The 20,407-nt window shown below is 41.8% G+C and carries 18 protein-coding genes; 14 read left to right on the forward strand and 4 right to left on the reverse strand.

What is annotated here, in order from left to right; all coding sequences use genetic code 11:
- Nucleotides 1-2 precede the first annotated feature (2 nt).
- Nucleotides 3-608 carry an ATP-dependent Clp endopeptidase proteolytic subunit ClpP gene (clpP, locus tag FTU92_RS00820; RefSeq protein WP_004974855.1) on the reverse strand — a complete coding sequence of 202 codons (606 nt, stop codon included), beginning with the start codon at nt 606-608 and terminating at the stop codon, nt 3-5.
- A 190-nt stretch (nt 609-798) separates the two neighbouring features.
- Nucleotides 799-2,130, reverse strand: coding sequence for a trigger factor (tig, locus tag FTU92_RS00825; protein WP_179988892.1), 1,332 nt, complete (start codon nt 2,128-2,130; stop codon nt 799-801).
- A gap of 265 nt (nt 2,131-2,395) precedes the next feature.
- Here tig and FTU92_RS00830 point away from each other — a divergent pair, with 265 nt between their 5' ends.
- The 8 genes from FTU92_RS00830 to FTU92_RS00865 all read left to right on the forward strand — a co-directional run bounded on the left by FTU92_RS00830 (nt 2,396) and on the right by FTU92_RS00865 (nt 13,369).
- Nucleotides 2,396-4,534 carry a TonB-dependent receptor domain-containing protein gene (locus FTU92_RS00830; protein ID WP_004974851.1) on the forward strand — a complete coding sequence of 713 codons (2,139 nt, stop codon included), beginning with the start codon at nt 2,396-2,398 and terminating at the stop codon, nt 4,532-4,534.
- Nucleotides 4,535-4,827: 293 nt separating this feature from the next.
- Nucleotides 4,828-7,062, forward strand: coding sequence for a catecholate siderophore receptor Fiu (locus FTU92_RS00835; protein ID WP_179988893.1), 2,235 nt, complete (start codon nt 4,828-4,830; stop codon nt 7,060-7,062).
- 159 nt (nt 7,063-7,221) lie between these two features.
- Nucleotides 7,222-7,905 (forward strand): Fe2+-dependent dioxygenase, encoded by a 684-nt coding sequence (locus FTU92_RS00840; RefSeq protein ID WP_179988894.1) that lies wholly within the window; start codon nt 7,222-7,224, stop codon nt 7,903-7,905.
- Nucleotides 7,902-9,011: an alpha-hydroxy acid oxidase gene (locus FTU92_RS00845; RefSeq protein WP_179988895.1), complete on the forward strand. Its 1,110-nt coding sequence runs from the start codon at nt 7,902-7,904 to the stop codon at nt 9,009-9,011. Before FTU92_RS00840 ends, FTU92_RS00845 begins: the two co-directional genes overlap by 4 nt.
- A gap of 226 nt (nt 9,012-9,237) precedes the next feature.
- The gene (gene leuA / locus FTU92_RS00850) at nt 9,238-10,935 is read left to right on the forward strand and encodes a 2-isopropylmalate synthase (RefSeq protein ID WP_179988896.1); all 1,698 of its coding nucleotides are present in this window, start codon (nt 9,238-9,240) and stop codon (nt 10,933-10,935) included.
- Nucleotides 10,936-11,028: 93 nt separating this feature from the next.
- Nucleotides 11,029-12,189 (forward strand): homoserine O-acetyltransferase, encoded by a 1,161-nt coding sequence (locus tag FTU92_RS00855; RefSeq protein ID WP_004974835.1) that lies wholly within the window; start codon nt 11,029-11,031, stop codon nt 12,187-12,189.
- Entirely contained in the window at nt 12,189-12,782 is a 594-nt protein-coding gene (metW, locus tag FTU92_RS00860) for a methionine biosynthesis protein MetW (protein ID WP_004974832.1), read from the forward strand. Before FTU92_RS00855 ends, metW begins: the two co-directional genes overlap by 1 nt.
- Nucleotides 12,779-13,369, forward strand: a complete 591-nt coding sequence (locus FTU92_RS00865) for a tetratricopeptide repeat protein (RefSeq protein WP_070153255.1) — start codon at nt 12,779-12,781, stop codon at nt 13,367-13,369. The genes metW and FTU92_RS00865 overlap by 4 nt, the downstream gene beginning before the upstream one ends.
- A gap of 50 nt (nt 13,370-13,419) precedes the next feature.
- Here the strand turns inward: FTU92_RS00865 and FTU92_RS00870 are convergent, their stop codons facing one another.
- Nucleotides 13,420-13,665 (reverse strand): cytoplasmic protein, encoded by a 246-nt coding sequence (locus FTU92_RS00870; protein ID WP_242769824.1) that lies wholly within the window; start codon nt 13,663-13,665, stop codon nt 13,420-13,422.
- Between the two features lie 130 nt (nt 13,666-13,795).
- Between FTU92_RS00870 and rdgB the strand changes: the two genes are divergently transcribed.
- The 5 genes from rdgB (at nt 13,796) to FTU92_RS00895 (ending at nt 18,575) form a co-directional block, all read left to right on the forward strand.
- The gene (rdgB, locus tag FTU92_RS00875) at nt 13,796-14,422 is read left to right on the forward strand and encodes an RdgB/HAM1 family non-canonical purine NTP pyrophosphatase (RefSeq protein ID WP_154320316.1); all 627 of its coding nucleotides are present in this window, start codon (nt 13,796-13,798) and stop codon (nt 14,420-14,422) included.
- A gap of 169 nt (nt 14,423-14,591) precedes the next feature.
- Nucleotides 14,592-14,816 (forward strand): Sec-independent protein translocase subunit TatA, encoded by a 225-nt coding sequence (tatA, locus tag FTU92_RS00880; protein WP_004974820.1) that lies wholly within the window; start codon nt 14,592-14,594, stop codon nt 14,814-14,816.
- Nucleotides 14,817-14,834: 18 nt separating this feature from the next.
- On the forward strand, nt 14,835-15,305 hold the full coding sequence (gene tatB / locus FTU92_RS00885) for a Sec-independent protein translocase protein TatB (RefSeq protein ID WP_167846331.1): 471 nt from the start codon (nt 14,835-14,837) through the stop codon (nt 15,303-15,305).
- Entirely contained in the window at nt 15,302-16,087 is a 786-nt protein-coding gene (gene tatC, locus FTU92_RS00890) for a twin-arginine translocase subunit TatC (protein WP_004974811.1), read from the forward strand. The genes tatB and tatC overlap by 4 nt, the downstream gene beginning before the upstream one ends.
- A gap of 172 nt (nt 16,088-16,259) precedes the next feature.
- The gene (locus tag FTU92_RS00895; protein WP_131260576.1) at nt 16,260-18,575 is read left to right on the forward strand and encodes a PhoX family phosphatase; all 2,316 of its coding nucleotides are present in this window, start codon (nt 16,260-16,262) and stop codon (nt 18,573-18,575) included.
- Nucleotides 18,576-18,615: 40 nt separating this feature from the next.
- On the opposite strand, the gene FTU92_RS00900 is transcribed toward FTU92_RS00895, so the two are convergent.
- Complete coding sequence (locus FTU92_RS00900) at nt 18,616-19,398, reverse strand: NRDE family protein (protein WP_004974805.1); 783 nt, start codon at nt 19,396-19,398, stop codon at nt 18,616-18,618.
- Between the two features lie 93 nt (nt 19,399-19,491).
- Between FTU92_RS00900 and lgt the strand changes: the two genes are divergently transcribed.
- A complete protein-coding gene (gene lgt / locus FTU92_RS00905; protein WP_096901379.1) occupies nt 19,492-20,301 on the forward strand; it encodes a prolipoprotein diacylglyceryl transferase in 810 nt (269 codons plus the stop codon).
- The last annotated feature ends 106 nt before the right edge of the window (nt 20,302-20,407 follow it).

Genomic DNA, 20,407 nt, shown 5'->3' on the forward strand with positions numbered 1-20,407 from the left:
ACTTATGGACGTTTTGTTAAAACTTCATCCACAAGACCGTATTCCTTCGCTGCCTGCGCAGTCATGAAGTTGTCACGGTCGGTATCTCTTGCGACAGTTTCATAGTCCTGACCACTATGTTCTGCCATTAAACGGTTCAAACGCTCTTTAATGAATAGAATTTCACGCGCATGAATTTCAATATCTGATGCCTGACCACGGAAACCACCCAATGGTTGGTGAATCATAACGCGGGCATTCTCAAGACAGTAACGCTTACCTTTTGCGCCTGCATTTAACAGGAATGCACCCATAGATGCTGCTTGTCCCATACAGTAAGTCACGACGTCTGGTTTAATAAATTGCATGGTATCGTAAATTGCCATACCTGCAGTCACTGAACCACCTGGTGAGTTAATGTAAAGGTGAATATCTTTATCTGGGTTCTCAGCTTCTAAAAACAACATCTGCGCCACAATTAAGTTGGCCATATTATCTTCGACTTCACCCGTTAAGAAAATGACACGTTCACGTAAAAGACGTGAATAAATATCAAAAGAACGCTCACCACGAGATGATTGTTCGACCACCATGGGTACTAAAGCATTTTCAATTGTTGGAACATACATAATGGTTATTTATTCCTAAATTCTTGTGACACGACTCATGTTCACAATATGAGGGATAATTGTCTAAATTGCAAAATATTCACAGCTTAAATCGTAGATATTTTGAGTTAAATGTTGTCGATCTGTGAAAAACCAAAAACTGCGATGCAATAAAAAAGGCGCACAAAGCGCCTTTTTTACCTAAAGCCAATTAGCCTTGTTGACGAGCTTGTTGCTCTTTCAATAAGTCTTCATAGCTTACAGATGTATCAGTCACTTTTGCAGAAGCCAAGATGTGATCTACAACCTGATCTTCTAAAACAACTGCTTCGATTTGTGAACGCTGTTGTTTGTCATTTTTGAAGTATTCAATTACTTCGTTTGGATCTTCATAAGAAGAAGCCATATCTTCGATGTAAGCATCTACACGTGCTTGGTCAACTTCAAGTTTAGCATCTGCCAATACTTTGCTAACCAATACGCCTAGTTTTACAGATTTTTCAGCTTGTTCTTTGAACAATTCATCTGGAAGCATGCTTGAGTCAAATGCTTTTGCACCTTGCGCACCAAACTGCTGAGTGAATTGCTGAATCATTTGCTGACGTTGACGGTCAACTTCTTGAGCAACCATCGCTGCTGGAAGTTCAACTTCGTTTGCAGCAACCAAAGCATCAAAAGTTGCGCCTTTCACTTGGTTACGTAAACCATTTTTCACTTCACGTTCCATGTTTTTACGAACGTCAGCTTTTAATTTGTCTACGCCATCTTCTTTAGAAATACCGAAGATTTGTAGGAATTCAGCATCAATTTCTGGAAGTTTTTGCTTTTCAACAAGTTTCACAGTGATTTTGAATTGAGCTGCTTTACCTGCAAGGTTTGCTGCTTGGTAGTCTTCAGGGAAAGTTACATCAATAACTTTCTCTTCGCCTTTTTTCATGCCCACGATGCCATCTTCAAAACCAGGAATCATGCGACCAGAACCAAGTACTAGTTTAAAGTCTTCAGCAGCACCGCCTTCAAACTTTTCGCCATCTACAGTGCCTTCAAAGTCGAAAGTCACTTGCATGTCTTTTTTCGCCATGCCTTTGGTTTCAACCCAAGAAGCACGTTGCTTTTGAAGGTTTTCAAGCATTTGTTCAACATCGCTATCATTTACTTCAGAAGACTTGCGTTCAACTTCCAAACCGTCAAATTTCACTTCAACTTCTGGATAAACTTCAACAGTCGCTTCATATACTAAAGCGTCGTCTTTCATTTCAGTTTTTTCGATGTTTGGCATACCCACAGCATTGATTTTTTCTTGTTGGATTGCTTCAAACACGGTGTCACGAATAATGTCGTTGACCACTTCTTGATAAATACCCGCACCGTATTCACGACGAACAACGTTTAGAGGCACTTTACCTGGACGGAAGCCGTTGATCTTCACAGTTTTGGCAGTGCGTTTCAAGCGAGCTTCAAACTGCTCGTTAATACGGCTCGTCGGTACAGATACATTTAAACGACGGGCAACGCCCGAAACCGCTTCAGAAGTTACTTGCATGGCTTCCTCGATATAGTTAGTAATAACAGTTTATAAAAAAGTGCCACATTATATGACAACATTAAAGGATATACAAAATACGTTCTGATCTCGACTGAATTTTTTTAATCGGAGCGCTATTTTCTGTAAATTTTCAACTTTGTGTATATTTCTTGTTGTAAATAAGAATCCTTATCATTATTATTAGCCAACTCCTTCATGAATGATTCTAATTACCATATAGGTCTAAATTAGGATCATTGATTCATATTAGAGATATAATTTTATGGCTAAGTTCAACCTACACCCGCTGTGTCTTGCATTACTTGGGGCAACCTCTACTGCTGTTTTCGCAAATACCTCTACCGATGCGACTTCAACCCACCAACTTTCCACAATTGTGGTTTCAGCGGCAGGTTTTGAACAAGAGCTAAAAAATGCACCCGCATCTATAAGTATAGTCAGTAAAGAAGATATTGAGAAAAAAAATGCGACCAGCATTGCAGACTTACTGGCAGATGTTCCTGGTATCGATATACGTTCTGGTGTCGGTAAAACCTCTGGTCTAAATATAAAAATGCGTGGTCTTGGAAATGATTACAGCTTAATTTTAATTGATGGTCGTCGTCAAACTACCTCTTCAGATGTTACCCCAAATGGTTTTGGAGAAACATCAAACGGATTTTTACCCCCACTGGCTGCAATCGAAAGAATTGAAGTGATTCGTGGACCTATGGCTACTCGCTATGGCTCAGAAGCGATGGGTGGTGTGATCAATATCATTACCAAAAAAGTGTCTGATGAGTGGAATGGGAATGTCACTGTCAGCGGTAATGTCATGGAAAGTAATGCCGAAGCAGACTCATGGAAAACCAGTTTTGTCGTCAATGGACCACTGATCAATGACCGTTTAGGTTTGCAACTACGTGGCAGCTATTTAGACCGTCAACGTTCAGAGCGTATTCAGGGTTCAACAGGTCGTGACCCACGCCCAAGCAAAGCTGATAATTATGATATCGGTGCAAAATTAGACTTTAAACTTGATGATCAAAACTCTTTTTGGATCGATGGTTTTTCATCAACTCAAAAATATGACAATTCAGATCAACGTTTGGGTAACTTCATTTCTCGTGGCGGTATTGCAGGATATGAAGATGAACTTGAGTTTAATCGTATTCAAATTGCTGCAGGTCATGATGGACAATATAACTTCGGTTTGTGGAAAACTTATATCAGTCAGAATACAACTGAGACTAAAGGACGCACCATTCCAACGGATGCATTTCCAGCACTTGCAGGACAACCCCGCAAATTAGAAAATACTGATTTAGTCTTTGACTCACATTTAGTCACTCCAATTGCGAACCACAAACTCACTATTGGCACCGAATATAAAGACACTACTATTGCAGATGATATCGCAGGCATTGGTAAAGAATTTACTCAAGATACTTGGTCACTGTATGCTGAAGATGAATGGCAATTAAGAGATAACCTTTATTTTACCTTTGGTGGACGCTTTGAGGATCACAGTGGTTTTGGTGGACAGTTTAGCCCGCGCGCATATTTAGTATGGAATACAACTGATGACTTAACGATTAAAGGAGGCGTCAGCACAGGCTATAAAACTCCATCAGCCAAAGATTTGTATAACGGTATCAATGGTTATAGTGGACAAGGTGCAACACCAAGTCTCGGAAATCCTGATCTAGATCCAGAAACTTCAGTCAACTATGAACTTGGTTTTAATTATCAACCGACTGATGCTTTAAATTTAACGGCAACAGCATTCTTCAACCAAGTTGAAGATAAAATTATTTCTAAAACATTTAGCTGTCAAACCAATAACTGTTCTAACTTCAGCAACAAAGTTACCTCTTTTAGTAAAAGCTTTAATGCTGATGAAGCAGAAATTTACGGATTAGAAACTTCATTGCAGTACCAAATTATCCCAGAATGGGATATCAAAGCCTCCTACACCTTTACAGAATCAGAAATCACCAAAGGTGATGATAAAGGGTATGCTTTAGAATCAACTGCTAAACATTTACTTAACTTGACTTCAACTTGGCATATTAATGATGCATTTGATATTTGGTTACAACATGAGTACCAATCTGGTCGCCCTCGCTTTACTGCCAAACCAACAGATGCCGGCTCACAAAGCATTGAAGTACAAACAAATAATGAGTTCTCTGGGTATAACCTCTTTAACTTAGGCACAAGCTATCAATTTAACGATCACATTCGTATTAATGCTGCGGTAAACAACTTACTAGATAAAGACTTTACCCAAAATATGGATTACATCGATATCAATGGTGATACACAACAGGCATATAAATATCTATCTATCGGACGCAGTTCTGAAGGTACATATTTAGCAGGTCGTAACTACTGGCTCTCTGTTTCTTATGACTTCTAAGTCTTAAAACTTCATCTCAAACCCTGCTTCGGCAGGGTTTTCTGTCTTTACTCCCAAGCCTTTCACGTTCACATCGTTTTATTAAATAAAAATATTGATAATGATTATTATTTTCAAATAAGAATTAGAAAAAAGTGCCGTTCCGCACATTGTTGTTGATAATGATTCTCAATACAATTAGCAACAATTGTTATAGACGTCATAACAACAACTTCACACTTTATTCATTTTGAACTAAAAACGCTGAATAAAGCGTGGCCTCCTGTTGGTTTACATTTAGGGAAATACCATAAATGGCACAGATCAAAAGCCGCAAACACAATCGCTCTGCGCAACTGATGGCTTTAGCCGCCTCTCTTCCACTACTTGCACATGCCGCAAGCCCTGAAGATGACGTCACCCACTTACCCACCATTACGGTTAAATCAGAAGCCGAAAGCAAATACAAGGCAGACCGTTTAAGTTCTGCAAAATATACACAGCCGTTGTTGGATACCCCACAAACAATTTCTGTGATTAAAAAAGAAATGCTACAAGAACAAGGCGCAACGTCCTTAGTTGAAGCCTTACGCAATACACCAGGCATTACTCTACAATTGGGAGAAAATGGCAATACTAGTGCTGGCGATGCCTTTCAAATGCGTGGTTTTTCCACCCAAACCTCGACCTATGTTGATGGTGTCCGAGATTTAGGCGCAATCAGCCGTGATGTATTTAACATTGATCAAATTGAAGTTGTCAAAGGCCCATCGGGTTCAGAAGCGGGTCGTGGTGCAGCATCGGGTTATATCAATTTAGTCAGCAAATTACCGCAAAGTGAAAGCAGTCAGGAAATTTCTGCAACTTACAACACAGCACAACATACAAGACTTTCTGCAGATATTAACCAGGCCATCAATCCAAATACCGCATTTCGTCTAAATGTAATGGGGCAAGAAGGCGGCATAGAAGGACGTGACTATATTGAAAACAATAGTTATGCCATCGCCCCTTCTATTGCCTTTGGATTAAACACTGCCACACGCCTTTATTTATATTCTCAACACATCAGACAACGCAATATTCCAGATGGTGGCATTCCAACTGTGGGCATGCAAGGCTTTTACAATACCGATTCACTGTTAGCCACTGCGCCTAAAGTTAATCGGGAGAATTTTTATGGTCATGTCAATGACTATGAAGATGTCGATGCTGATATGTTCACCGCAAAAATTGAAAGTGATTTAACCGATCAACTCAAACTGACCAATATCACCCGTGTAGCGAAAACCCACATGAATCGGGTTTTAACAGGCATCAATACAGGTGCAAATGGTCTTCGAACCAATGGTTCATCAAACCCTGCCGAATGGGAAGTGAACCGCTCCCGCCAAGGCGTCGATCAAGAAAATAAAATTCTGGCCAATCAAAGCACTTTAAACTGGAGTGTCAAAACGGGGGCAGTACAGCATGATGTTGTTGCAGGCATGGAGTTTTTAAAAGAACAGCAATCTAGCAAACTCATGGCAACCCAGATGCCTGGCGAAGCCACTGCCGATACACCGTGGGCCAATCTTTATCACCCAGACCGCAATCAAGCCATGCCAGCGCTTATTTATAATGGCGGTTATACCGATGGTGAAACCCAAACGGCAGCCGCATATTTATTTGATACTCTAAAATTTGGGGAGCGTTTTCAACTGAATGGTGGCGTACGGGTCGATTATTATGAAACAGATTATCAAGGGCTTACTCTGCCACGTGGGGGAAATGCTTTGGTGGCCACAGATCTGAGCACCCACGATACGCTGTTCAGTTGGAAACTTGGCGCTGTGTATAAGCCTACGTTAAATAGCAGCATTTACGCTGCGTATGCAAAATCGCTGACTCCGCCCGGCAGCGCCAACTTTAGCCTGTCTGAATCGGGCAATGACGCAATCAATGCCAAGCCTCAAGAAACCCATCATTATGAAGTAGGCAGCAAATGGGAGTTACTACAAGGCAAGCTGGCTTTGGCTGCTGCAGCGTATCGTACAGAAAATGAAAATCAATCGACTATAGATCCAATTTCTCAGCTTGCTGTACAAGAGGGTAAAAAACGGGTCGATGGCATTGAGTTGAGTGCCGTTGGTCAAATGACCGAAAACTGGAATTTGTCTGCAGGCGTTGCGCACATGAAAGTGAAACAACTCAATCAACGTTCAACGAGTGCCACAACCTTATCGGAACGTTGGTCGCCTGAATGGACTGCAAGTTTATGGTCAACCTACGACTGGGCGGGCTTTAAATTAGGTTTGGGCGCGCGTTATGTCGATGAACAAAAACGTGTTGTGACTGACAGCAACGCACCAGCCAACATGCCAAATATTCCAGGCTATGTCGTGTTTGATGCATTGGCAGGCTACAACTTCAACAAAAATGCCTCGTTAAATTTAAACCTTTATAACCTTGCCGATAAAGAATACATCAGCACGCTAAACAATGGTGGTGGTCGCGTCGTGCTTGGGCAGCCACGCTCGGCAGCAATCAGCTTAAACTACAAGTTCTAAGTTATAGCAAATCTGTAGTAGCCCGCTTAAAACAGGCTACAGATTTAGATTCGAGCGATAGATTATTTTTCATACCATCTATTGCTCGAACTTTGCATGCCGAACAACGCTGTAGAATGTTCAGCAGTTTGAATTCAAACTTTTTCAGGAAGAATCGGTATGATGCTTCACATTCCAGAGGTCCTCAGCAAAATTCAAGTCCAACGAATTCGTGCTGAATTGGACACCGCAGATGCATGGCAAAATGGTCAACTCAGTGCAGGGGCTCAAGCACAGAAAATTAAACAGAATTTGCAGTTTGACCTGCAACATCCGAGCTGTGCAACACTGTCACAAGACATCCTCAGCGCACTGAAACAGCAGACTTTAATACAGTCGTTCGCGCTCCCTTTGCATATCCTCCAGCCAATGTTCAATTGTTATCAAAACACAGGAACTTATGGCAATCATGTCGATAGTGCGGTGCAATATTGTGCGCAGGCACAACGTCCGATTCGTACTGATGTTTCTATGACTTTATTTTTAAGTGAACCCGAAGAATATCAGGGTGGTGAACTGATTATTGAAGACAACTATGGTAGCCATGAAGTCAAACTCAGTGCGGGCGATGCGATTGTGTATCCTGCGACCAGTTTACATCGGGTTGAACCAGTAACAGCAGGTCAAAGAATTGCAGCTTTTACTTGGTGTCAAAGTATGGTGAAAGATGACTGGCAGCGCAGTATGTTGTTCAATTTAGACATGACCATTCTGCAATTACGTCAACAACTTGGTGATACCACAGAAGTATTGTCCCTGACTGCGCACTATCACAATTTGATTCGTCAATGGAGTCAATTATGAATACCGCACCATTGGCAGCCTTAAACCATATTCCCCCACATTTACAAACCATTGCCGACTATCAAAAACAGGCGCAACTACATTTAAATGCAACCACATGGGCTAATTTAGAAGGCGCTGCGGGCGATGAATACAGTCTAAACAATAACCGAGCTGCTTTTGCCAATATTCAATTGTTGCCACGTCATTTAAATTCTTTTGCAGGGGCAAATACCCAAATTCAGCTCTTGGGCGAACAGTATCCCCACCCGATTTTTTTAGCCCCCGTGGCTTATCAACAACTGTTTCATCCGCAGGGGGAAATTGCCACAGCACAAGCCGCTGCCGCCCTGCAAGCACCTATGATTCTCAGTCATTTAAGTACCACCTCAATGAGCACACTGAATCAGGTTTCTTCTGCGCCAAAATGGTTTCAGCTGTATTGGCAAGGTAGTCGTGAAGCCGCTTTGGATTTGATTTTTCAAGCTCAATATCATGCTTTTCAAGCCATTGTTCTCACGGTTGATGCACCGTACATGGGCATTCGGGATCGTGAACGTCGCGTTTATTTTCAATTACCTGCACATATTCAGGCAGTATATCAAACACCTGTAAACACCTCTCATCTCAAGGAAAATCAGCATCCTCTTTTTGATGGACTAATGCAGCAGGCTGCCACATGGGAAGATATTGTGTGGTTGTTACAACACAGCCCGCTGCCTATTTTACTCAAAGGTATTCTACATCCTGCCGATGCGCAGCAGGCGTATCAGTACGGTGCACACGGTATTATTGTATCTAATCATGGTGGTCGAATCTTAGATACCGCAGTCAGCCCAATTCAAATTTTAGGCACGCTGCGAAAAATTTTACCGCAAGATTTCCCCATTTTATTGGACAGTGGTATTCGTCGTGGCACAGATATTTTTAAAGCACTGGCCTTGGGAGCAAATGCAGTTTTGGTCGGTCGTCCATATATTTATGGCTTGGCAGTTGCAGGCGCGCTAGGGGCAGCGCATACTATCAAGTTGTTAAAAGAAGAATTTGAAGTCACAATGGCACTTATGGGAACAAACTGCATCGAACTAATCAACAGCAGTTATATTTATCACCAAAACAGCCAATAGCCGAAAAATATTTCACAGCACATGCCGTATATGTAAAAAACAGGGAATTATTACCCTTGCAGATCGATTAACATACAGATATTGGTTTACAAGTGCCATGATTCGACTTTTAGCGATAGTCTCCTGAAAATAGCTTGTAAATTGATAGAATAGACACAATCTATATTTATAGTAAGTTGCCGTTATCCACGACCGATGCAACCGCTACTATTCAAGGAGTTTTCACATGATGTTGGCAGATCCAAGTAAAAAATACCGTCGTATGTACCAGCGTGTCGACTTACCAGACCGCCAATGGCCAAATAACGAAATTACCAAAGCGCCAATCTGGATGAGTACCGACCTACGTGACGGCAACCAAGCGATCTTTGAGCCAATGAACATTGAACAAAAATTCAAAATGTTCCAAATGCTTGTGAAAATTGGTTTTAAACACATCGAAATTGGTTTCCCATCGGCATCTCAAGTTGACTACGATTTCACACGTAAATTGATTGAAGAAGGTCATATTCCAGATGACGTATATATTGAAGTATTGGTACAAGCACGTGACCATTTAATCGCACGTACTTTTGAATCTTTACAAGGTGCAAAACGTGCAATTGTGCATATTTATAATGCCAACTCGCCTACCTTCCGCCAAAAAGTCTTGAATGTAGATGTGGCGGGTGCCAAACAATTGGCCATCAACGCTGCAACCAAAGTAAAAGAATACGCAGCGAAGCAACCTGAAACTGAGTGGGTATTCCAGTACAGCCCAGAATGTTTTACTGCAACTGAGTTAGACGTGGCTAAGGATGTATGTGATGCGGTGACTGAAATTTGGGAAGCATCGCCAACCAATAAAGTCATTTTAAACTTGCCTGCAACAGTGGAAGTGTCTACACCAAACGTGTATGCAGACCAAGTTGAATGGATGCACCGTAACATTGAGCGTCGTGATGGCGTGATCATTTCAGTACACTGTCACAATGACCGTGGTTGTGGTATTGCCGCTTCTGAATTGGCCATCATGGCGGGTGCAGACCGTGTAGAAGGTTGTGTATTTGGTAACGGTGAGCGCACAGGTAACGTAGACGTTGCGGCAATTGCCTTAAACATGTACACCCAAGGTGTTGCACCTGAGTTGGATTTCTCAAACATCAACGAAATTATTGCAACAGTTGAAGAATGCACAGGCTTGCCAGTACACCCTCGTCATCCGTACGCAGGTGACTTAGTCTTTACCGCATTCTCTGGTTCACACCAAGACGCAATTAAGAAAGGTTTTGAGTTCCAGAAAAACGAAGAAATTTGGGATATGCCTTACTTGCCAATTGACCCGAAAGATTTAGGTCGTGACTATGACGCAGTGATTCGTGTCAACTCACAATCGGGTAAAGGCGGTATTGCTTACTTGTTAGAATCGAACTACAACGTGACTTTGCCGCGTCGTTTACAAATCGAATTCTCGCAAATTGTGCAACAACGTACCGATGAACAAGGTACAGAAATTAGCGCAAGCGAAATCTGGAACTTGTTTAAAGAAACTTACGTTGCGGTAAAAGATGCGCAATATGCAACGCAAAACTACAAATTGTCTGATGAAAATGGCAATCAAGTCATTGAACTAGATGTTGTGGTAAACGGCGAAACGCAACGCTTACGCGGCGAAGGCAATGGTCCAATTTCAGCAATTTTGAATGCATTGCAATTGCCAATTGATGTCTTGAACTATGAAGAGCGCAGCATTAGCTCGGGCGCACATGCAAAAGCGTTGGCTTTAATTGAATTGCAAGTGAAAGGCACAGGTAAATCTGCCTTTGGTGCAGGGGTACATGACAACATCGTGACCTCATCTATTGATGCAATTATTGCCTGCACCAACCGCTTGATTGAACAAGGTGTGTTAAGCACAGATCAAGTGGTTGCAGCAGCAGTATAATCTTGCGCTAACATGTAAAAGCATTTTGAAAAGGATACCCCAAGTGGTATCCTTTTATTTATTCATCCTCAGGATTTAAGGCGAATTATTCCCGTGTCTTTTCCAGCTGACTCAGTAGGTATTGTTGTTCCAGAAAAATTCCAATTTGAAGAACCTTTAGAACTCGAATGTGGTCGTGTTCTGCCCCGCTTTGAACTCATGGTCGAAACTTATGGCACGCTCAATGCCGATAAATCCAATGCGATTCTGATCTGTCATGCACTATCAGGGCATCACCATGCTGCGGGTTATCATCATGCCGATGATAAAAAAGCAGGTTGGTGGGATGCCTGTATTGGCCCTGGAAAAGCCATTGATACCAGTCGTTTCTTTGTGGTGGCGCTAAACAATATTGGCGGCTGTAACGGTTCTACTGGCCCCACATCGCCTAACCCTGAAAATGACAACCGTCCTTATGGCCCAGACTTCCCGTTAGTTACGGTGCGAGATTGGGTAAAAACCCAAGCCATGCTGTCTGATCGTTTAGGCATTGAGGTCTGGTATTCGATTATTGGCGGCTCTTTGGGTGGTATGCAGGCCTTGCAGTGGTCGGTAGATTATCCTGACCGTCTGAAAAAATGCGTCATTATTGCCAGTGCACCAAAACTCTCCGCACAAAATATTGCCTTTAACGAAGTGGCACGTCAGTCGATTTTATCTGACCCAGATTTTCATCATGGTCGTTATTTGGAACATGACAGCTATCCAAAACGTGGATTGATTTTGGCACGCATGGTCGGCCACATCACCTATTTGTCTGAAGAAGCCATGAAACAGAAATTTGGGCGTGACTTAAAGTCTGGCAAGTTTATGTATGGTTTTGATGTCGAGTTTCAGGTCGAAAGCTATTTACGCTATCAGGGCGAACAATTTAGCCGTAATTTTGATGCCAATACCTATTTAATTATGACTAAGGCACTGGATTATTTTGATCCTGCACGTGAATACGAACAATCCTTACAAAAAGCCATGGCGAATACAAAATGCAAGTTTTTAGTGGTGTCTTTTACCACCGACTGGCGTTTTAGCCCTGAACGTTCGCAGGAAATTGTGGATGCGTTAATTAGCAATCATAAGCCTGTCAGCTATTTAGATATTGATGCCGAACAAGGACACGACTCGTTCTTATTCCCAATTCCACTATACGTAAAAGCCATGCGTGCATTCTTGGGTGGAACAGAACATCTTCAAGCAACCCCACAGGAGGCCGTGTAATGCGTCTTGATCAGCAACTTGCCGAAAAGTGGATTAAACCCAATTCTAAAGTACTCGATTTGGGTTGTGGCGATGGTGAACTGTTGGCACACATGAGCAAACAGCATAATATTCGTGCATACGGATTAGAAATTGATCAAGAAAAGATTGCAATTGCGATCAGTCGCGGGTTAAATATCATCCAACAAGACTTGAATTTGGGGCTTAGCCGTTTTGCTGACCAGTCTTTTGACTATGTGGTCATGGCACAAGCCTTGCAAGCAGTAGATGCACCTGACGTATTATTAAGAGATATGGTACGTGTGGGTAAACAGGCAATTATTACCTTTCCAAACTTTGCGCATTGGAAGACTCGCTCTTTTCTTGCCTTAAAAGGAAAAATGCCTGTTTCAGATGCATTACCTTATATGTGGTACAACACCCCAAATATTCATTTATGTACGTTTCGTGATTTTGAGGCACTTTGTGCCGAAAATAATATTCGCATCATTAACCGACTTGCCGTGAATGGGAATCAACAAGATAGTTTACTCAGTAAGCATCTGCCTAATTTGTTTGGTGAAGTCGCAATTTATCGAGTGAGCGCTCTATGAAAAAACTATTATTAAGCACCACGCTATTGGTTGGACTGTTGAGCATTCAAGCCCATGCAGATTATGTTTCACCGTCATCTTCTGTAGCGAGCCAAGCGGCTCAATATTCAACTATGGATATTAATGGCTTGATTAAAGCAGCCAAAGCAGGTCAGGCAGGCGCACAATTTTACTTAGCGACGAAATATCAACAAGGTAAAGACGTTCAACAAGACAGCCGTCAAGCGTTTGCTTGGTACAAAGCTGCGGCAGATCAAGGTTTATCGGCTGCGCAATTAAATGTAGGCCGTATGTTGGCGGATGGTATTGGCACGAAAAAAGACGAAGTCTTAGCACGTCAATATTTTGAAAAGGCGGCTAGCCGTGGTGATAACCGTGCCAGCTTTAACCTTGCCATGATGGAAGAACAAAAGAAAAACTATATGGGCGCGTATCAGTGGTATGAGTTATCTACCCGTGATGGCATGCTCGACAATAAAGTAATTTCTTTGTCTGAAGGTAAGAAAACCGCTTTGGCAGCTAACTTAACTCAAGAACAAATTCGTCAAGCACGTGACCGTGCTGACCAATGGATTCAAGCGCAATAAATTTAACTACGTTTGAAGTGATCTCAAAGCACCTTCGGGTGCTTTTTGTTTTATCCGAAATAAACTGCCTGCATGGCCTGTAGCAGTTCAGGGCTGAATTCTTCTACTGCAGCAGAACCTAATACCGCATCTATACCACAATGCGGACAAATTGCGGTTTGCTCATCATCACACCAATCTTCAATTTCGCTATAAGCAAAAGTTTCCAGACAGTAAAAACAGCCACAACGCTCACTTTGCTGCAGTAATGCGCGGTGCTGACTCGAATAACGGTAAATCTCTGATATTTTGCTCATCATGATTCCCCTACTTTTTGAAACCTAAATATTATTAGCATGTATGAAAACAAATCTGTGCAAGATTAAACTTTTAAGTCTGCAAAATCCGTTAAAATATCCAATATTATTTTGAATTAAGATCTGAATTATGGCTGTAACTGATTGGCGCGCTCAAGGTACTTTGGTTTTAGCAAGCAATAACAAGGGAAAAATTGCAGAATTTGAAACCCTGTTTGCGCAATTAGACTTGCCTGTGCAAGTGATTCCGCAAGGTCAACTAAATATTGAAGATGCTGTTGAAGATGGTTTGAGCTTTGTTGAAAATGCCATTTTAAAAGCACGCCATGCCGCAAAAATTTCAGGAAAGCCTGCCATTGCAGATGACTCTGGTTTATGTGTGCCTATTTTAGGCGGCGCACCGGGGATTTATTCTGCACGTTTTGCAGGCGAACATGGCAATGATGCAGCCAACAATGAAAAACTTTTGAATAAACTCAAACCACTACGTCAAGACGGCGCAGCAATTGAAGGTATGTTTGTTTGTGTTTTGGCTTTGGTTGAACATGCCGATGATCCATTACCACAAATTTTCCAAGGTATTTGGAAAGGCGAGATTTTAGCAGAAGCTCGTGGTGAAAATGGTTTTGGCTATGACCCGCTCTTTTGGTTGCCTGAATTGGGAGTGTCGAGCGCAGAAATGTCGAAAGCAGAAAAGAATAAAATCAGTCACCGTGGTCAGGCGATGCAACTGTTTAAAGCAAGTTTACAAGCTTAGATTTAACAGATGTGATTGATCTTACAGCCCGTTTTCAAACACGGGCTGTTTTATTTTCAAGCTTTACAAATCAGGTCAAACATCCCTTGTCGTCAAATCGCAACACATTCGTCACCGCATTGTCATACAGACCTGTTGAGATAGGCTCAACTATTGAGAGGTCTAAATCATGGCAGGATTATCTATTTGGCACGTGCTGATTTTTGCAATTGTGGTCATTTTATTATTTGGTACATCTAAGCTTAAAAACTTAGGTAAAGATGTAGGTGGCGCGGTCAAAGATTTTAAAAAATCAATAAAAGATGATGAGGCAGAAGCGGCGCAACTGAAAGAACCTCGTACGATTGAACATCAAGCCAATAGCAGTGATGTAAATTCGACTGTAAAGCATTAAGGCTGAGGGTTTGAGATTATGCTCAATATTGGAATGACGGAACTGCTGATTTTCGGCATCATTGCATTATTGGTGCTGGGTCCTGAAAAACTCCCTGAAGCAGCGCGTTTTGTCGGCAAGTGGTACGCTAAAATTAAACGTATGGTCAGTAATGTTCAAAATGACATTGACCGCGAATTGCGTTTATCTGAATTACGCGAGCAAATGCAGCAAGAAATGGCGCGTATTCAGGAACTTGAAGCAAAGATGCAAGCACAAATGCATGAAATGCAGCAAGAAAAAATATTTGAAGATATAACTGCAAAAAGCACACATTCCCCGCATGCCGTATCAAAAAATACCTTACAACAGCATCATTACACCTTGGTTTTAAATACTGAAAAAACCTCTGCGGTGTTACTCCCTAAAACTAAAATGACATCACATTCAAATTTATCTGCGCTACAACATACTACAGCGCCCTATACTGAAATGAAGGTTGCAGTATGAGCCAATCAAACGCTTCTGAGCTTTCACATTTGCCTGTGAAGGCAGAGCAAGCCGCATTAGAAGAAATGCCAATTACCAAGCACTTGATGGTGCTGCGTAATCATCTTTTTAAAATTGTAGGGCTTATTCTTGCCTTATTCTTCTGTTTATTGCCCTTTGCCAATAAAACTTATCAAGTATTGTCGGAACCATTACGTGCACAGTTGCCACATACATCAACCATGATTGCGACTGATGTTACCGCAACCTTTATGGCGCCGTTTAAACTAAACTTTTTTGTCGCGCTGTTCATTGCGATGCCATTTATTTTGTATCAGATTTGGGCATTCGTAAAACCAGCGTTATATGAAAAAGAAAAAAGTTTGGCGCTGCCTTTGCTGATCGGCAGTATTTGCTTGTTCTATATCGGAATTAGCTTTGCTTACTTTGTCGCCTTGCCATCCATTCTGCACTTTTTCATTAGCGTTTCCCCTGAAACAGTCGCCCCGATGACCGACATTAATAGCTATCTTACGTTTTGTTTGAAGCTGTTTTTGGTTTTTGGTTTTACCTTTGAGATTCCAATTGTCACACTTTTGCTGATTATGATTGGTGTCGTGTCTACGCAAACTTTGGTTGAAAAACGTCGCTTTATTATTGTTGGCTGTTTTTTTGTGGCCATGTTTGTCACACCGCCAGACGCTTTATCGATGATCATGCTTGCCATTCCGATGTGGATGCTGTTTGAAATTGGTTTGTTTTTTGGCAAATTAATTGAGAAGCGCCGAGTCAGTCACAGCTAATCTAAAATATTGAATTTTAAAAAGAAGCACATGGTTGCTTCTTTTTTTGTGCGTGTAGATCACAACTGAACGGATTTAATCAGTTTGACACATAAGCTTAACCCGCATGTCATGTTTAGCCACTAATTTACATATAACTTTCAAACGACTAAGCAATTTGCTAGGAAAAAAAATGACTGATTTTATGCCTTACAATGAAGATCAAGAGTTAGATAATAACACTTCAGACAATACGCACTTTCGTGACATTCTAGAACAACGCATGAGCCGTCGCAGTTTAATTAAAAAAACTGCAAGCGGTGCAGCAGCTTTAGCTTTAGCTTCTTCTTTATCTGCATGTAGTGATGATGATGAAGATACAAATGTAACACCACCAACAAGTAAAGAAGAACCCAATACCAAGCCTGAAACATTAACATTTAAAGCTGTAGATAAAAATTTAAATGATATTGTTACTGTTCCTGAAGGTTACCAAGCAACTGTATTATATGCTTTAGGTGACTCAATCAATCCTTCTTATAGCAATTGGAATGCAGATGCAGATGTTCCATCTGGCCCAAGTTTCCAATTCCGCTCTGGTGACTGTCACGATGGCATGAGCTATTTTGGCTTAAGTACTAAAACTGGTCGTTATGATGAAAATGCATCAGATCATGGCTTATTGGTTTTGAACCACGAATATATCAACCAAACCTTCTTACATCCAAAAGGCGCAACTAAAAAGGATGGACGTCGCCCAGAAGATGAAGTGATTCGTGAAGTAAATGCACACGGTGTTTCAGTCGTTCATATTAAGAAAAATGCTGAAACTCAAGCTGTAGAGATTGTGAAGTCATCACCATTTAACCGTCGTATTACAGCTTCGACTGTCATGGATTTTGCAGGGCCTGTAGCTGGTTCTCCATTACTGCACACAGCATTCTCTCCCGCTGGTCGTCAAACTCGAGGCACACAAAATAACTGTGGTAATGGTTATACACCATGGGGCACTTATTTAACTGCTGAAGAAAATTTTATTGGTTATTTCCAACGCTCAGGTACAGACCAATACTCAGCCCGTAGTGAAGCTGAAAAAATAGCACTTAAACGCTATGGCTTAGGCTTAGAGATCTCTTATCAAACTGAAAAAAATGCAGACGGTAGTGTTAAACGTGATGCGAAAAACAACATCATTTATATTTTAGATGCTGATGGTAAAAAAATTCCAGAACGCGATGAGCAAGATCGCATCGTGTATTTGAATAAATCTTCACGCTATGGTTGGGAAACAGCAGAAGCTGGTTTTGAATCTCAAGACATGTATGATCGTTGGGCTGCTAACGTAACCAAAGAGTCTGCAACTCAAGACTATCGTAATGCGCCAAATACATTTGGCTGGATTGTAGAAATTGATCCATTCGATAGCCGCTCAAACCCAGTAAAACGTACTGCATTAGGTCGTTTTGCTCACGAAGACTGTCGCGCCAGCCGCGCAATTGAAGGGCAAAAATTTGCATTCTATATGGGCGATGACTCGCGCGGTGAGTACATCTACAAATTTGTATCAGATGCAACATGGGATCCTAAAGATGTGAATGGTGGCTATCGAGCTGGCGACAAATATATGAATTCAGGGAAATTCTATGTCGCTAAATTTAATGCATCAGGCACAGGAGAGTGGATTGAACTGGCTTATGGTAAAAATGGCTTAACCGAAACAAACGCTATTTACCCATTTAGCTCACAAGCGGATGTCCTTACTTTTGCTCGTCTTGCAGCAGATGCTGTAGGAGCTACAAAAATGGATCGTCCAGAATGGGTTGCTGTAAACCCTGAAAATGGTGAAGTGTACGTGACTTTAACCAATAACTCGAACCGTGGTTCAAGCTATGCAACAGATCCTGCAAACCCACGTAACTACACCGATCCTGAAGGTGGTAAAGGTAACGTCAATGGTCATATTATCCGCTTTAAAGAAGAGAATACTGCAGCAACATCATTTGAATGGGATATCTATCTATTTGGTGCTGAAGCAAGTATGGATCCGACAATTAACCTTTCTAATTTAAGCGATGCAAACGACTTCTCAAGTCCAGATGGTATGTGGTTTGACCCACGTGGTGTTCTTTGGATTCAAACAGATGATGGCGCATATACAGATGTTACAAACTGTATGATGTTAGCAGCACTACCTGGTCAAGTTGGTGATGGCGGTGTTGTAAAAACTGTTGGTGATCAAAGTACAATTGCTGGTGCTCAAGTCACCGATAAAAACTTACGTCGCTTCCTTGTTGGGCCAAAAGAATGTGAAATTACAGGTGTAACCATGACACCTGACTACAAAGCAATCTTTATTAACGTTCAGCACCCAGGTGAAGATTCAAAGAGTTTTGATGCGCCAAGCAGCCATTGGCCTGCAACACAAACTGACATGAACAATAAAACTGCACGTCCTCGTTCAGCAACGGTTGTCATCACCCGTAAAGACGGCAAAGCAATTGCTGGATAACATCCATAAATTAAAAATGCCGACATCACGTCGGCATTTTTTATGCCTCAATGTTCAACTGTTGCTGCACAATATCTCCCTTTTGCTCACCATATTGTGTTTTTTCCAGCCATGTAAATTGCTGCGCCTGCATACGTAAAAAATTGGAACAACGTGTACCGTAAAGTGGACTTTGAATAAAAGTCGATGACAACAACGCTTCCATCTCCAATGAAATCCCTGTTTGCGGTAACAATTCAGATGCAACTTTGCGTTCATCTTGCAAAATATCCCACGCCGCAGCATTTAGCTCTGCCGTTGCAAGATCAGGCAATTGCAGCATCGGTAAAAACTCCTGCGTAAAGCGTTTGCGTAAGCGTGCAGTTTTCTCCCAAGGGTCACTCATCAATCCATTCGACACCACATAAACGCCTTTAGCTAAAACCTGCGGCGCTTCTCCACGGTTACTCATGTACACCGCTTGAGTGGTGTCACCCACAAATAAATTAAAACCTGCATATTCACATTGCTGTTTTTCTAAGGCTTGCGCAAAACGGATAGGCGTTTGCTCAGATTCTAAAAAAGCCTGAATAATATGCCCACGTGAAGTTGGATATTCACGAACATCATTCGCATCACGATAATTGGTAATCACAGCCCAGCGTCCCGATGGGGTAATGCCCATCCACGTACCGCCCGATTCTAAATCTTGCCCTGCAACAATTGGACTATCAGACCATGCTGCCAGTGCTGCTGTCGGACGTCGATAGAACTCATCTCGATTTGAAATCAAACACAGTGGTGTGTCTGTCAAGACCTGCCAAGCCAATGCCACAATACACATAATTTAAACTCTTGATCTTTACACATTGAATGTACAACATTTTTCATCACATTCAGCTAAAATCTGTGCAAAACAGAATCACAAGGAACAGGAATGCTCACCTATCCAAATATTGACCCCGTTGCTATTTCGCTCGGGCCTTTACAAGTCCATTGGTATGGCTTGATGTATTTACTGGCATTTTTATTTGCATGGGGTTTGGCAACTTACCGTGCCAAACAACGTGGCTGGACACCAGACATGGTTTCCGACCTGATTTTTTACGGCGCTTTGGGCGTGGTGATTGGTGGACGTGTCGGTTATGTGTTTTTCTACGGCTTTGAACAATTTTTGGAAAATCCACTGTGGTTATTCCAAGTCTGGACAGGCGGCATGAGTTTCCATGGCGGCTTTCTGGGCGTGATTTTAGCCATGCTGTTCTGGTGTAAAAAATACAAAATGACGTGGTTTCAAACTTTGGATTTTATTGCCCCATGTGTACCTACAGGTCTAATGTTTGGTCGTATTGGTAACTTTATTGGTGGTGAATTATATGGTCGCCCTGTGACCGATCCGAATTTTGCTTTGGGGATGATTTTCCCGACCGATCCTTTACAATTGGTACGTCATCCATCGCAATTGTATCAAGCCTTATGTGAAGGTCTAATCCTGTTTATTGTACTGTGGTGGTTTAGTTCAAAGCCACGTCCACGCATGGCAGTGTCTGCCCTATTCCTGATTGGTTATGGTTTGGCGCGCTTTGTTGTCGAATTTTTCCGCGAACCCGATCATGGTCAGCTCTTTATTGCATGGATGAGTAAGGGACAATTCCTGAGCTTACCAATGATTTTGGTCGGTTTCTGGATGATGTGGTATGCCTATCAAAAGAAAATTTATGATTGGGGGCCGCAAAAAAACAGCTAAGCTACTACCCATTTAAATGCAGGTTTCATCCATTCAGGCGAAGTCAATCTTCGCCTTTTTTATGCTACAGTGCTATCTATTACTTACACTTTTCAGACATCAATAT

Source organism: Acinetobacter sp. YH12205 (assembly GCF_013418125.1).
Classification (GTDB): Bacteria; Pseudomonadota; Gammaproteobacteria; order Pseudomonadales; family Moraxellaceae; genus Acinetobacter; species Acinetobacter towneri.